This is a genomic window from Alteromonas sp., from assembly GCF_984505615.1.
In genome coordinates this window covers 36,763-51,154 of record NZ_CFHOXV010000031.1, presented here as the reverse complement: position 1 = coordinate 51,154, position 14,392 = coordinate 36,763, and the positions used below count along the sequence as shown (strand labels likewise).

Here is a 14,392-nt window from a genome sequence, read left to right as displayed (position 1 = left end):
AAAAATACGAATTGCCGCCCTTGACCTTGTGTACTGTTTAACACCTCATCTCTCAGTAAATCAAAGTTGGTTTTTGCCTCGTAAAAGTCATTATTGTAACCATGGATAAACACCACCAACTCTTTTGAACCCCTGTTCAGTTGTTGATAAAGATGGTTAGCCCGGCTTCGTATGAGCTCTTGTTTTGATATTTTACGATTTTCATCAACGGTACTATCAATAGGATAGAAGTCACCATTTTTATCGAGAAACAGGCTAACAGTATCGCAATCCAGAGTTTCTTGCTTGTGTGCTTTGTCAGTAAAAATCACGTGTGTAGCGCAGCCGGAAAGGAAGATAATTGGGATGAGTAGAAATACAAACTTGTTCATAAAACGTCCTTGTTAATAATTAATTGAAGCCTAAAAACGCCTAATAGATTAGGCTTGTATAACTGTAGTTTGTGTTTTATACCTAGCAAGTATAGCAATCATTTAAGCATCATCATTGCAGCATGTAATAGCCTTAAACCGAAGAGCACACAAGGAGCTTATCTTATTTTCTGTGAGCTTATGCGAGGTTACTAATTTCAAAAATCACCAGCTTTACGCCTACACAATAGGCGATGGCTCAATTTGATACTTATCAAAACCTACGGTATCCATGCGCTCGTACGGGCAAGGCTCTACCTGCTGTACTTCCGGTGCGCCGTTATTGGCCGATAGCGTATAGTATTCCATGATGAACTCGCTCTGTCCCTCGGGGAGCGAGACATGCATCCCATCTACCCACAGGTTGTCATGCTCATCAAACCCTACTTCAAATGTGGTGCTTACCAGACTGTGCAGGTATTGCACCTCAAGATGTTTGTTTGCATCGAAACCCTCACCGATATAATGCAAAAATACGGTCATGAATTGGCTATTACCTGCATCCAGTTCGTGCATACATACCAACCAGTTGCCAGAAGCCGAACTGAACACGGTAATAAAGTCGTCTGTTCCCATGTCAAACGTATGCAATAAGCGCTGGGTTTTCAAACACCAAAAGGTAAAATACCTATCGCTATCGCGCTCAAACAATAACACCCGATGGGTGCTTGGAAGGTATATGAAATAACCACAATCGGCGCGCTGCTCGTCGCTTAATGGCAGTGCATCCAACCATTGGTGGATTTCGGCGGGTGTATTGCTGTCGCTTTGAGTAGAAGGCAAATCAGTCACTTTATATTCCTCTTAATATCTACAACTGCTTGCTTTAAAATTACGCGCAACAGCTACGACGCGATGGCACGTGGTAAACAGCGCACCAAACACGATTAAAATACTGTAGCATCCTTCGCACCTGTACTGGTGTGCCACAGCGCGTTCATGCTGTGCGTTAACTTGGCCTGGCGGTTGATGGGCCACAAAAGTCAAAATGCAGCGCAGTTTCGTTGCCAATGGCTAACATAAAACTCAGGTGCCTTTCTGCTAAAAGTTGTTTGCGTAAATTGCTTATTGCTACTGCGTCAGCTGTTAATGCGAAAGAAACAAAACCGTCATCATCAAAATTTGGCAGGATATCTTTCTGATAAATAATTGCGCCACTGTCTTCGCTACTTACTGTCAGGCCCACCTCTGCCTCATAAGGCCAGTGCGAACGCGCACTGCCCACTTCCTCTGACAACACTATCGCCGGTTGTTTATTGTGCTCTGATGAAGGTTCCAGCACACCATCCGCAGCAATAACAATGTGTAGATGCAGCAGGCGAAACACATCCTGATATCGGGTAGCGATGTGCCAGCAACGTGTTTTTACCCTATTCGAGATCGGGTAAATCAAAGGTTCAAAATAACTGCCTGTGATGCTTTGTCCGTCAGCTAAATCTTCGATGGCCAGACTACTCTCGGTCATGCTCCCCCGGCGCATAGTTAACGGAGTGGTGCGCCGGGCAGCGCCACCTAACACCAGTGTTACCATTGGATGGCATAGATGTTCAAAATACTGTTTTAGCCAAACATCCGTTGTTCTCGGGTCTTCTGGTGGTTCGAAAAAAGCTAAACAGTCTTGTACTCGCGCTTTGTTTAACCTGAAATTGTGATCATGCGACTGGGCGTAACACAAAATGGGTATCCAGGTACTAACGAAACCGCTTCGCGAGAAATACACAATCAATAAGTCTAATAACAAGGTGTTTGGCTGTTTCGGCGACGCGGTGTGTTCATCACATAGCGATTGAAGTCCCACGGGCGATAGTGCGTTAGTGAATCGGGTAATATAAGACGTGTCCAAACCAACCGCGAGGAGTTGAGGTTTTAAAACGCTAGCGATGTAATGATTATCCATAATTAACGCTTTTAGCAGTACAAATTCGCGCAGGCATGATTACACGAACGCCAAGATAATAAAAACGCCCTTCGTTTACAAAATGTGCATTTTGTTTCATAGTCATTCTCACTTTGCCATAAACCGTAAGGCACACACAACCATGCCTCATCGCTTAACACTGCTTCAGCGCATAGTATTACCTTGGGTCGTGCAGCGCGAAGTAAAAGCGATGTTGTTGCAACAACGTAAGCAGGCTGAGCGCGCACAATACGACCGACAAATCGGTATTGTTGCCCGTGGGGCAGCGTGTGATTTGGTGCGAAGACAAATGTCACTGCTGCCGTGGTGTACCCGCTGGCAGCGCATTTTATCGGCGCTTGAAGCGATGGCAGACAAACAAAACCAGCAGGGTGAATACAGCACGGGACGCAGTGATGTTTTGTCGGTGTATTATTCACTGAGGTCGTTATTGCTTGATTATCAGGTAATTACGCGAAACGATTAAGTGTTGACTGCTCAACCTATGAGAAAACAACGAGAAACTGTTGCTAAATGATTATCAGTAAGACAAGGAACGAACACACATTGAAAACAATCGCGGCGTGCTTAATATTACTGTTTTCAGCCACGCTTCATGCGCAGGCACCTTCGTCTACCATCACCGAAGCAAAAAAGGCAGAAATCGCCACGCTCGCAAACCAGATTTGCGACACTATGATGCTGTATAAGACTTTCGGCAAGCTTACCTATGTCGCGTTTGAAAAGATGATTTTAAAGTATCTACAGCAAGCGCCTAAAGAACCCGATGGCACGATTAACGGAATATCAAACGACGTATCCGCATTCTGGCAACAATTCCATCAATATTTTATATGCACTACGCCTCACCATGGTTACCCCACGCCGCAACATTTGCTTAAACGCGTAGTGGATATGAATACAACTGCAAGTTTTTACTTCGAATACTTATTGCACGATGAAGCCATAAATCTCAATGCTATTGAGTGGGTAGATGGTGAGCCAAAGACCTTAGTAGACTATTTAGATGAGATTCTTGCAGACCAAAAAAATAACCAGCTTTACGATTTAGAAACGGTAAGGCGGTTGCGTGATTTTGCCATCTATACTTACGATGGCAAGCGCGCCTGCGAGCTGCGTGACGGCTATCACTGTCCGGCACACTGATTCATGTTTATTGTGCAGCATTCAATTTGCTAAGAAATCGGAGACGGGGGAATGCGTCATAACGGGAAGCTACCAACGGATAAGGCGACGCTGATACAGCAACTTCAGCATGGCTATTCGCCCGCCATTCTATTGTTCTGCCAACATCACAAACCTAAGGGTAACAATGTCGACAAAAGTTGCTTAAGTCAGTGGTTCGACGTGAGTTTTCAGATGGATGACGTGTGGTACAGCAGTGCTGAGCACTATATGATGGCGCAAAAAGCGTTGTTGTTTGGCGATAAAAAGCACTTTAAGGCCATTGTGAAGAATCCTTCTGTGAAAGCAGCCAAGCAGTTGGGCAGAGAGGTGCAAGGCTTCAAAAGCCGGGTGTGGGATAAACACAAATTCGACATTGTAGTGGCGGGTAATCTTGCCAAGTTTTCACAGAATTCGGCGCTTAAGCAATTTCTGTTAAGTACTAATAATGCGGTGTTGGTAGAGGCAAGTCCGTCAGACGGGGTGTGGGGTATTGGGCTAAGCGAAACCGATACACGCGCCAATGACCCTGGTCAATGGCCGGGCGAGAACCTATTGGGTTTTGCCCTTATGCAAGTGCGCCAGCAGCTTCAGGGCTGAATTTCGGAGCAGGTTGAGAGCAGTTTGCCGTTTAATTTTTGTAAGATAAGTGCATCACCTTGCCAACTAACAGGCAGCACAAAGCTATCTCCAGTTTCATAAAACAATTTCTGTATAGGAAAAATATCATCGTGTCCGCTGCCAGATAAGTTCTTGATGTCTGAGTGGCTAACGGTCAGCAATATGCCATCTTGGGTGTCTTTCCATGTGAAATACTGCGTCAGAGTATAATCAAGGGTGGTAAAGCCTTGTGTTGGCATCATCACCATGCTTCCCACTGAAACATACAGCCCATTATCCATAAACGCATCCGTGGTGTTGATTTCCAGATAAATGCCGTCATTCATTTTTGCGCGGCATTGCCAGGCACCTTTAAGCGACTCCTGATGTGTTTCATCAAACTCTGTACTTGTTGCAGCGATTGAGGTGAGCGGGTAGCTAAGCGCTAGTAAACATAGAGACAAATTACATCCTTTGAGCAAAGTACGCCCGACGTCTGGTGGTAATGCTTTTCTAAACATTCTATTCATATTAATGCCCTTTCTAGCTGACGTAAAAAAGCGATATCGCTGGATGGGTGTTTCGCAAATAATAGTTGTTGGACAATTTGCAACAGTTCTACATAAGTGTAGCCACAGGTATCGACCAGTAAGTCCAGTACTCCTTCAATATTAATGTTGTCGCACTTGTCCACTGCAAAAACGGGGGGCCGTTAACTAAACAAGGCACTAAGGTAATCGTGTTGGGCTCATGTGAAGGTGATTGATATGCAAACTGATGCGAGTGATACCATTTTTCTGTTATTCGAAAAAACACGCTGGCATTGGGCTCATCGCGATAACGGGATTGCAAATATTGGAAGTCTTGTTGCCTCGTCGTGGTTAAGTTTTTGGAAACTTTAATGCCCTTCATTACACCGTCTTCGAGTTAGTATCGCTCATTAATAAGGCAGAAAACATGCTTTCCACTATTTGAACTTTCAAGGTTAATGGTTATAAACCAACAATAAGATTAACGACATATTTTTTTCACTATCTGCCACACATCGTCAATCGGCGGCTCGAGTTCTTCAAATGAAACCTTAAAACTCTCGGAAACAAACATTTTGTAGTTTTCGCAATACATTTCAGCCCTGACTGGCCGCAAGTAGTATTTTAGATTCAATGCATGGTATAAATCATCGGGACGATAGCTTTTTTCTTGCCGTAGATGAGTGATGAATGCGTTATTGTCTTCTCTGAGTTGTTGCAGCCCAGCCAAAATAAGTGCGGGGTCTACTTCTTTTTGGAGAAAATCAATCGCGTCCTTGGGATCGAAAGCCATACTTTTTGAGGCGAAGAGTAACCCTAATATGAGTAAGGCACGTTTCATGATGCAAATTCCTTATTATCGCGATTTAAGTAAGTGAGTTTATACGAACTTCGCGATAAACCCACCGTTTTGCATTAGTTTCTATTGGTGATTTACTGATGATGTTTAATCATCTTGGAATACAGATGCTCTTCGTTTTGGTCAACTAAATTTGGAAATGGACAACATGACTTGAATGTCTGCAATGCATTTTTAACCACCGTTGAAATTCATAAAACTCAAGGGGCGGCTACACGTACGAAGCAGTCCTTTACCAAGTATCTCGGTGATATCCGCTTTTGACCAAAATTAGAAGTAGGAAATGACATTGTTGACCGTCCGCTCCTTGTCTCTAGCCGACGATTCCATTTCCGACTGCTGATTTCAGTAATTCACCCATCACTGTCTAGAAACAAGAAAATCCCGCTGCTGCAACGTAACTTCCGTTCCACTGACTTTTAAAACCGAGCCTTGATCGTACCAGTCGCCCAGCACTATACGGGTAGCGGGTTTACCGTTGGCTTTCAGGGCGTGGATGGCTGGGCGGTGGGTGTGACCGTGGATCATTCGCTGTACGTTGAAGTGTTCCATGGCTTTCACCACCTCTTCCGGCGTTACATCCATGATTTCAGGTTTCAGGCCCTGCTGGTTTAACTTGCTTTGCTTACGTCCGTTCTCGGCGACCTTACGGCGGTATGAAAGTGGCAATGCCAGCATAAGCCGTGGCCACCACCAGCTGCGGCTTTTCTTACGGAATTTCTGGTAGGCAATGTCTTTTGTACATAACTCATCACCGTGGCTGATGAGGGTAGGGGTGCCGTATAAATCAATGACAGCCTGTTCGGGCAGTAATGTCATACCGGCTTGGGTTGCCCATTCCTGACGGATTGCAAAGTCACGGTTGCCGTGAATGAAAAATACCGGTGTGGTTTTACTGACCTGTTTAAATGCGGCTGCAATCGCGTCATTGAAAGGCGTTTTGTTGTCATCACCTATCCACACTTCAAACAAATCACCCAGCACGTAGAGTGCATCCGCCTGTGGCGCTTCGTTTTCTAAAAAAGTCATCAGACACTGAGTAATGTCAGGACGGTCTTCGCTCAGGTGAATATCGGCAATGAAGTAAGTAAATGGCATGCAGCTAAGTGTGACAATATGGGGGAAGAGGGATCAGAGACAGCAGGAACTGTCTCTGAACAAAGGTATCGCCGGATTACTCAGCAATAACCGCTTTTTCGATAACAACAGGCTCTGCAGGTACGTCCTGGTGGAAGCCGCTGGTGCCGGTTTTCACAGCTTTGATTTTCTCAACCACGTCCATGCCTTCAGACACTTTACCGAATGCACAGTAGCCCCAGCCGTTTACTGATTCGCTGGAGAAGTTCAGGAAGTCGTTGTTGTTCACGTTAATGAAGAACTGCGCTGTTGCTGAGTGCGGATCATTTGTACGTGCCATGGCGATTGTGCCTTTTTCATTGGCAACGCCATTGTTCGCTTCATTGGCAATAGGTGCGTTGGTCGATTTCTGATCCATATCCGGTGTGAAACCACCGCCCTGAATCATGAAACCGTCGATAACACGGTGGAAAATCGTGTTGTCGTAAAAGCCTTCTTTTACGTAGTTTAAGAAGTTTTCAACGGTTGCCGGTGCCTTATCTGCAAAAAGCTCCAGTGTGATGTCACCGTAATTTGTTTTTAACGTAACCATGAATTCGCCCCTTATCTTGTGTCCCGGCGGTTAAAGTGGGGTAATGGTAGCTGATTTCCTCCGTGAGTTAAATTAATCACTGTTAAAAGGCGGCAAAACCTGTGCGACCGCAACGGGTAGTGCTACACTTTCGCCCCGAATTTGAATCCTGAGCTAAAAAACGAGGACAACCATGCTACACCTTTACAACACACTGACCCGGGAAAAAGCCCCTTTTGTACCGCTGAAAGAAGGATGCGTGGGTTTATATGTGTGTGGTATCACGGTGTACGATCTCAGCCACATGGGGCATGCCCGTACCTATTTAAGCTTTGATGTGCTGGTACGTTATCTGCGCCATCTTGGATTTGATGTGAACTACGTGCGTAACATTACTGACGTAGATGACAAGATTATTGCCAGAGCGAATGAAAATGGCGAAACCACCGGTGAACTGACTGCCCGTACCATCGCCATGATGCACGAAGATTTCGCTGCCATTAATTTACTTGAGCCGGATATCGAGCCCCGTGTAACCACGCACATGGCTGAAATTGTGGATATCATTGAAAAACTGCTGGATAAAGGCTTTGCTTATGTAGCAGAAAGCGGTGATGTGCTGTTTGATGTCAGTAAGTTTGGTGACTACGGCAAACTGAGCAAGCAAAACCTGGAACAGTTACAGGCCGGTGCCCGCGTTGAAGTGGCGGCGGGTAAAGATGATCCGCTGGATTTTGTGCTGTGGAAAAAAGCCAAAGCCGGAGAGCCTTTCTGGACTTCGCCCTGGGGCGACGGCCGTCCCGGCTGGCACATTGAATGTTCTGCCATGAATCACAAGCACCTGGGTGCACACTTTGATATTCACGGCGGCGGCTCTGACTTAACCTTCCCTCACCATGAAAATGAAGTGGCTCAATCCTGCTGTGCCTTTGATACGCCGTATGTAAACACATGGATGCATACCGGTATGGTGCAGGTAGATAACGAGAAGATGTCCAAGTCGCTGGGCAACTTTTTTACCCTGCGTGATGTATTGCAGGAACACGATGCAGAATCCCTGCGTTTCTTCCTGATGTCGGCTCATTACCGCAGTCAGCTGAGCTACTCGCAGGATAACATCAGTCAGGCAAAATCAGCACTTGAACGTTTGTACACAGCCCTTCGCGGTGTGGATATAAACTCTGCCACTGATTTGTCTTACGGCGGTTACCTTGAGCGCTTTGAAACGGCAATGAACGACGATTTGAATGTGCCTGAAGCGATGTCTGTCCTGTTTGACCTGGCCCGCGAGCTCAATAAGCAAAAAGCCGGGGCGGAAGAAGCCGGTAAACTGGCTGCGGTACTGAAAGGTCTGGGAGCGATTTTAGGTATTTTGCAAACCGCGCCGGAAACCTGGTTGCAGGGCGGCAGCAATGATGATGAGAGCGCCGAAATTGAAGCACTTATCAAACAACGTAACGATGCCCGTGCTGCGAAAGACTGGCCGGCTGCGGACGCTGCCCGTGATGCATTGGCGGCAATGAATGTTGTTCTTGAAGACGGACCGTCCGGAACGACCTGGCGTAAAGGCTGACAAGCGACAGTATTTTCAAAATATACTGAATGAAAGGGCCCTGCGGATTATTCCAACGGGCCTTTTGTTTGGTTCTCAATACCGGCATCAGGCACCGGCCGGTTCTTTTCAGCCAGTTCGGTTTTCCAGCGCTGTTGTGCCACATGGGCTTTCACCAACTCCAGACACTCGTTAATCACTCCCAGCACCTCTTTATCCAAATCATCCGTGACCGGCGTGTAATCGTGTAAACCGGCTTCTACAAAATGATCAATCTTGCGGGCGTCGATGTCCGAAAGTAAGTTAATAATGGATGCGGTCACGATGTCGGTTACAGCCGACTCCAGCGTGCTTTCAATGGTTTTTCCCACCACCGGAATATAGTGCAGTGTCGATACCTGCTCGTTACTTTTCACCGCTTTGCCTACCGAGCGTCTGACGTGTTCGCGGATCGCTTCGCCATAATGTCCGTCGCTGATGGACTGACCGAAATGATTCAGCACACCTGCAACCCATTCAGTCAGAACAGGGCGGCGGGGGGCGAGCACCTGACGGGTAATATCGTCAACCAGTGGTGACCCTGCTGAAATATCTTTTTGGGCATCGCTGAGTACTTTAACGACAATGCGGTCAGACAGCTCTTCCACAAAAACATCGTAATAAAAGCGGAAGAAACGAAAAATGGCGGTACGGTTTAAGTCGATGATGTCGAATTTATGCAGCCGGTGCAAAATCGAAAAAATACGCAGAAAACGGAAAATGCGGGTTGCCCCGAGAGGGATCAGGCCGACAATATCGTACCAGTGCAGAAAGGGGAAAAAGTACCAGCGCAAATGCTCTTTTCGTACCACTGACACAACCCAGCGAAAGCAAAACTCAACAAAGAAAATGCCAATGAATACCAGGTCGACAAGAATGAAATTTTTATGGATGGGGTCGTAGGTGCCGGTAAATCCCGGCAGCAGAATTTCCAGTTGCTGGTGGATGACAGCAGTGCCGTAGAGGGCATCGAAGAGCAGCCAGGCCAGGTTTACCAGCAATAAACCCAGCATAACCAAATCAAGAATTAACCAGGGCGTTTCATGACTTTTCCGTAAGTTGTCCCAGTTAATTCTCAGCATGGTGGCTTATCCTACATTTTTCAGTCTCGTTACATCCACGTGTAATTTGAGTTTCTGACCAGGTTGTAAATAGCGGTTTTTGCTCAAATTATTCCAGTTGGTGATGTCTGAGATTTTAACATTAAACTTACTGGCTATACGGGAAAGACTGTCTCCCGGTTTAACTGTGTAAGTCAGAGAGCGGATGATGGAAGCGGAGGACTTCTCCGGCGCATCGCCACCTTGCCAGATCACCAGGGTTTTACCGGGCATCAGCGGATCTGCCGGCGCCATACCATTCCACTTCGCCAGGTCACGGGTGCTGACTTTGTATTTAACGGCTAAATCCCACAGGGTATCGCCGGAGGTGACTTTATGTGTCACTTTCACCGATGAGCGGGGCTTGTTCTGCAACGAAGCCAGACGCTGATCCTGTGACAAAGAATAAGAATCCAGTTCTTTTAAAGCAACCGGCACCATGACATAGTCACCGGCGCGGATCATGTTACCCGACAGACTGTTGACCCTTCTGATGATGTCAGCTGTTGTATGATACTTCTTTGCCAGACGCAGCAGGCTGTCCCCGCTTTTCACTTTATGACGCACCCAGTTCAGGCGGTCATGACGGTCAACGGACGCCAGTTCTGTAGTAAATTGTTCTGCTTTCTCAACCGGAAGCAACAACTGATGAGGGCCGTCAGGATCGGTTGCCCAACGGTTAAAGCCGGGATTCAGGGCATGCAAGTCTTCCAGTTCCATGTCCGCAAGATCGGCAGCAAACGCCAAATCTACCTGTGAGCCGATGTCTACCAGTTTTACCACTTCGACATTATCAACAGCAGGCCAGGCAAAGCCGTACTGGTCTTTGTTTTTAAGAATGTCAGCAAGGGCCAGAAGTTTCGGTACGTAAGCGCGGGTTTCGCGGGGTAAATCCAGCGACCAGAAATCTGTAGGTTTACCGGCTTTACGGTTTTGTTTGATGGCTCTGAGTACGCGGCCTTCACCGCTGTTGTACGCCGCAAGGGCATGTAACCAGTTGCCGTCGAACATGTTATTCAGGTAGGTAAGGTAATCCAGTGCGCCCTGTGTGGATGCCACAACATCCCGGCGGCCGTCGTACCACCAGGTCTGGCGGATCCCAAAACGTTTCGCCGTACCCGGAATAAACTGCCACATACCGGCAGCGCGGCCGTGGCTGTATGCGAAGGGGTCAAAAGCACTTTCCACGACAGGAAGCAGTGCGATTTCCAGCGGCATGTCCCGCTTTTCAATTTCTTCAGTAATGTAGTACAGGAATGGACGCGCACGGTTAACCACACGGGCCATGTACTCAGGGTGTTTCAGATACCAGTTACGCTGGCTGGTTACCCGCTTGTCATCAGGGATCTCAAAGGCCATTTGTGCAGCCGCGCGGGTCCACACATCATCAATGACAACGTCTTCAGGTTCTTCCGGTTCAACCGCTTCATCCAGCGCCTCGTCTACATCTTCAACAGGATGCACAACTTCAATAACACCTTCTTTGGCGATTTGACAGTCCTGCTCGTCGTCAATGGTCGTCTGGCCTACTTCACAGGTGTCTGAGTCCTGAGGTTCGGTATACTCAGGCGGTTGCTCACTGGCAATGTCATTCTCACCGGTGGTTTCACAACCACTCAGCATGCCAGCAAGCGCGATACTGGCAATCAGGCCCAGTGCTGATTTCATTAATTAAGTGCCCCGCAAATAAACTTCGAACGTGATAGTGTAACGATTGTTGCCGTCAATTGCATCAAAACTGATCTTTCCAGCGCCGCAGCGCAGCAAATACCGCAGTATCGTCATCTAATTCTTCTCCCTGCCACTGTGATGCAGCGGCTGCCACAGAAGCTTTGTGACTTCGCAGAAAGGGGTTAATGGCCTTTTCTTTTTGCATGCTGGAGGGCAGGGTAATGTTGTCTTCAGACCGCAGCTTTTCTACGAGGTTCGCATGTTGCTGCAATTCTTCGTTGTCAGGCTCTACCGCGAGGGCAAACTGCATGTTGGCCTGTGTGTATTCATGAGTACAGAACACACGGGTGCTATCGGGTAAGCGTTTTAATTTGTTCAGTGAATGGTGCATTTGCGCCGGCGAGCCTTCGAAAAGACGTCCGCAGCCACCGGAGAATAATGTGTCACCGCACAGCACCAGTCCGTGACCATAAAATGCAATGTGATCGAGGGTATGGCCTGGCAGCTCCATGACCGTAAACGCACAGTTCACCACATTCAGATGAATATCATCACCTTCATCCACAGAGCGGGTAATGCCTCGAATATGTCCGCCGGCGGGGCCGATAACCGGTAATGAAGGATTGGCGGAGGCCAGTCTGGCGATGCCGCCGGTATGGTCGCGGTGGTGATGGGTGATCAACACGGCTTCCAGGCTGAGCCCGTTCTGCTTACAAAATGCCAGTACAGGTTCTGCATCGCCCGGATCCACAACCACTGCATGGGTTTGATTGTGCAAACACCAGATATAATTGTCAGTAAAGGCGGGAATAGCGCTGATTTGTACACCGTCGGGAAGGGCGTCAGACATCCTGTTCATGGGGAATCCTGCTTGTTTATCAGTATTAATGCGATACTATAGAAATTAGATAGCAGTGTCGCAACTAATTGGATCAGCCTGAATATTAATGAGACTGGCATACCGTTCTAAACCGCCCGGTTACCCTGAATCCTGGGCTCAGCTACCGGCAGGTGAGGCAATTAAAGATGCTGTGCAGACGGTCAGTAACAGCTTTTCTGCCCGTATCTTCGGCTATCATCTGGTCAAGCTGGGAACACTCAGCAGTGAAATTGCGTTAAGCAAGTGCAACGTTAAACACCAAATCCGTCAGACACCCGTTCAGGTCGACGCGACATCTGTGCTGAGTCTGTCCACCGAACTGCCTTACGTTGAGAACAGCATCGACGGGTTTCTGCTGGCCAACGAGTTGGACTTTTGTCAGGATCCTCATCAGTTATTACGGGAAGTTGACCGCTGTATCACGCAGGACGGTTACATTATTCTGAGCGGGTTTAACCCGTACAGCCTCACCGGCATCGGCAAATATCTGCCATTGAAACGGGGTAACCTGCTGCATGATGCACGTTTCTTCTCGTCAGGCCGGGTAAAAGACTGGTTGCAGTTACTGGGCTATGAAATTATTGAAACCCGCCATATTCTGTTTTCCATGCTGTTTATTAAAAAGCAGTTTTCTCTGCCTGCCAGCTGGCATAACCGCATTACCCGCTATTTTCCCTGGTGCAGCTCGGTGTATGTGATCCTTGCCCGTAAACGGGTGATCCCCATGACCACCATCAAACCCGCATGGAAACTCAAACCCCGGTTCTCCGCCGTAGGTGCCAGTATGCGGGTGCAGAATGCAACTCCTGCAGGCCGCGACGGAAGCAGGGGCTGACCGGCCGTTGTCAGAGGTAGAAGGGTTCTCCCTGCTGCGGAAAAATCAGCGTTACACCATGCGAATTAAGCGCTTCCAGTTCGGATTTTATTTTCAGCAGGGTGTTTTCCTGTCTGTTCAAAGACGGCTTTATATGGGTGATAATGATCTTTAATCCCCGCAATGCGCTTGCGGGATTTTCACTGTCGGTAAGTGCTGCCAGTGTGTCCAGTTCCCGCATCAGCCATGCCGGTGTTAAATGACCAAACAGCGCGTTGTCCTCTCTGTCTGAAGGATAGGACGCTTCGATAAACACGCCTTTTAACCGGCCGCTTTTTATCAGTGGTGCCACGGCTTTCCACAAGCCGGCTAACTGACCGGTACCTTCCACTGCATCAGGCCCGGTATCCCCAAGATACAGCACGGCATTGTCATCACACTGGTATAAAAACGCTGAAGACTTGTCAGCACCGGCATGGGACAGCGGATAGGCAGTAAGCGAGCAGCCTGTGTCACTCAGTGTTTGCGCTTCACCGGCCTGCATGTAGGTATAACGGTAGCGGTTCAGTTTGTAGCCGTTTCCCTCATTGGTAAAGTTTGGCCACAGCGCCCAGTTAAATACATTTTCTTTCAGCGTTTTAATAGTGGAGGGCATGGCATAAACCGTTTTCGGCGTATCGTCCGTAGCGTTAATCACCATGCCGGCCACGTGGTCGAGGTGAGCATGGGAAAGTGCATAACCGTTGATATGACGGGTGAGTACATTTCCCTCAACAGATAAATCTGCTTGCACAGGCAAAGTCGCAAAAGCACCGTTTGCCGCAGCCACTTTCAGGCCTGCCATTACCGATCCGGCATCGAATGCGATATAACGGTGGCTGTACCCGGGCGATATCAGATAAGACGATAAGTTGCTTTCATCCAGCCCGCCTGCCGTACCCAGCGGGATCACTTCGAATGCCGGAGCTGAAACCTTTTGTCCGGCATCAGCTGTAATGGCGGAAGAAGCCGGTACGGCACTGCAACCGCTTAAAATAAATGTGAGAAGACATGCTGCGCCGGCCAGTACGTTGACTGAAATCCCAGCCCGTGGTTTTACATAAATCATTGTGATTGAGGCAGAAGTGGTTTGCACAAAGCATATTATCCGCTGCCTCTGCTGTATACCTTTTTGAAAAGCATTGACCTGTGAATTTTATTCATAAAA

The 14,392-nt window shown here is 47.7% G+C and carries 16 protein-coding genes; 5 read left to right on the top strand and 11 right to left on the bottom strand.

Annotated elements, in window-relative coordinates; genetic code table 11:
- The 3 genes from AC4PME_RS15295 to AC4PME_RS15285 all read right to left on the bottom strand — a co-directional run.
- Nucleotides 1-371: alpha/beta hydrolase (locus AC4PME_RS15295; RefSeq protein ID WP_491529646.1), on the bottom strand; the 371-nt coding region annotated here is incomplete at its 3' end.
- A 219-nt stretch (nucleotides 372-590) separates the two neighbouring features.
- Entirely contained in the window at nucleotides 591-1,202 is a 612-nt protein-coding gene (locus AC4PME_RS15290) for a hypothetical protein (RefSeq protein ID WP_491046385.1), read from the bottom strand.
- A gap of 157 nt (nucleotides 1,203-1,359) precedes the next feature.
- Nucleotides 1,360-2,307, bottom strand: a complete 948-nt coding sequence (locus tag AC4PME_RS15285; protein ID WP_491046386.1) for a hypothetical protein — start codon at nucleotides 2,305-2,307, stop codon at nucleotides 1,360-1,362.
- A 142-nt stretch (nucleotides 2,308-2,449) separates the two neighbouring features.
- Between AC4PME_RS15285 and AC4PME_RS15280 the strand changes: the two genes are divergently transcribed.
- The 3 genes from AC4PME_RS15280 to ybiA all read left to right on the top strand — a co-directional run bounded on the left by AC4PME_RS15280 (nucleotide 2,450) and on the right by ybiA (nucleotide 4,092).
- Nucleotides 2,450-2,794, top strand: coding sequence for a hypothetical protein (locus AC4PME_RS15280; protein WP_491046387.1), 345 nt, complete (start codon nucleotides 2,450-2,452; stop codon nucleotides 2,792-2,794).
- Nucleotides 2,795-2,874: 80 nt separating this feature from the next.
- Nucleotides 2,875-3,474, top strand: coding sequence for a hypothetical protein (locus tag AC4PME_RS15275; protein ID WP_491046388.1), 600 nt, complete (start codon nucleotides 2,875-2,877; stop codon nucleotides 3,472-3,474).
- Nucleotides 3,475-3,525: 51 nt separating this feature from the next.
- Nucleotides 3,526-4,092 carry a riboflavin biosynthesis intermediates N-glycosidase gene (gene ybiA, locus AC4PME_RS15270; RefSeq protein WP_491046389.1) on the top strand — a complete coding sequence of 189 codons (567 nt, stop codon included), beginning with the start codon at nucleotides 3,526-3,528 and terminating at the stop codon, nucleotides 4,090-4,092.
- Here ybiA and AC4PME_RS15265 read toward each other — a convergent pair.
- The 4 genes from AC4PME_RS15265 to AC4PME_RS15250 all read right to left on the bottom strand — a co-directional run bounded on the left by AC4PME_RS15265 (nucleotide 4,083) and on the right by AC4PME_RS15250 (nucleotide 7,150).
- Nucleotides 4,083-4,622 (bottom strand): hypothetical protein, encoded by a 540-nt coding sequence (locus AC4PME_RS15265; RefSeq protein WP_491046390.1) that lies wholly within the window; start codon nucleotides 4,620-4,622, stop codon nucleotides 4,083-4,085. The two genes, ybiA and AC4PME_RS15265, sit on opposite strands and share 10 nt — an antisense overlap.
- Nucleotides 4,623-5,103: 481 nt before the next feature.
- Nucleotides 5,104-5,463 carry a hypothetical protein gene (locus AC4PME_RS15260; RefSeq protein ID WP_491046391.1) on the bottom strand — a complete coding sequence of 120 codons (360 nt, stop codon included), beginning with the start codon at nucleotides 5,461-5,463 and terminating at the stop codon, nucleotides 5,104-5,106.
- A gap of 378 nt (nucleotides 5,464-5,841) precedes the next feature.
- Complete coding sequence (lpxH, locus tag AC4PME_RS15255) at nucleotides 5,842-6,579, bottom strand: UDP-2,3-diacylglucosamine diphosphatase (protein ID WP_491046392.1); 738 nt, start codon at nucleotides 6,577-6,579, stop codon at nucleotides 5,842-5,844.
- 76 nt (nucleotides 6,580-6,655) lie between these two features.
- Entirely contained in the window at nucleotides 6,656-7,150 is a 495-nt protein-coding gene (locus AC4PME_RS15250; RefSeq protein ID WP_119501800.1) for a peptidylprolyl isomerase, read from the bottom strand.
- A 172-nt stretch (nucleotides 7,151-7,322) separates the two neighbouring features.
- Between AC4PME_RS15250 and cysS the strand changes: the two genes are divergently transcribed.
- Entirely contained in the window at nucleotides 7,323-8,702 is a 1,380-nt protein-coding gene (gene cysS, locus AC4PME_RS15245) for a cysteine--tRNA ligase (protein ID WP_119501799.1), read from the top strand.
- Between the two features lie 47 nt (nucleotides 8,703-8,749).
- Here cysS and AC4PME_RS15240 read toward each other — a convergent pair whose 3' ends face one another.
- The 3 genes from AC4PME_RS15240 to gloB form a co-directional block, all read right to left on the bottom strand.
- Nucleotides 8,750-9,802, bottom strand: coding sequence for an ion transporter (locus AC4PME_RS15240; protein ID WP_303575609.1), 1,053 nt, complete (start codon nucleotides 9,800-9,802; stop codon nucleotides 8,750-8,752).
- Between the two features lie 6 nt (nucleotides 9,803-9,808).
- Nucleotides 9,809-11,488: a lytic transglycosylase gene (locus AC4PME_RS15235; RefSeq protein ID WP_491046393.1), complete on the bottom strand. Its 1,680-nt coding sequence runs from the start codon at nucleotides 11,486-11,488 to the stop codon at nucleotides 9,809-9,811.
- Nucleotides 11,489-11,552: 64 nt separating this feature from the next.
- On the bottom strand, nucleotides 11,553-12,350 hold the full coding sequence (gloB, locus tag AC4PME_RS15230) for a hydroxyacylglutathione hydrolase (protein ID WP_491046394.1): 798 nt from the start codon (nucleotides 12,348-12,350) through the stop codon (nucleotides 11,553-11,555).
- An 88-nt stretch (nucleotides 12,351-12,438) separates the two neighbouring features.
- Here gloB and AC4PME_RS15225 point away from each other — a divergent pair, with 88 nt between their 5' ends.
- Entirely contained in the window at nucleotides 12,439-13,206 is a 768-nt protein-coding gene (locus AC4PME_RS15225; RefSeq protein ID WP_119501795.1) for a methyltransferase domain-containing protein, read from the top strand.
- A 10-nt stretch (nucleotides 13,207-13,216) separates the two neighbouring features.
- Here the strand turns inward: AC4PME_RS15225 and AC4PME_RS15220 are convergent, their stop codons facing one another.
- Complete coding sequence (locus tag AC4PME_RS15220; protein WP_491046395.1) at nucleotides 13,217-14,320, bottom strand: MBL fold metallo-hydrolase; 1,104 nt, start codon at nucleotides 14,318-14,320, stop codon at nucleotides 13,217-13,219.
- Nucleotides 14,321-14,392 lie beyond the last annotated feature (72 nt).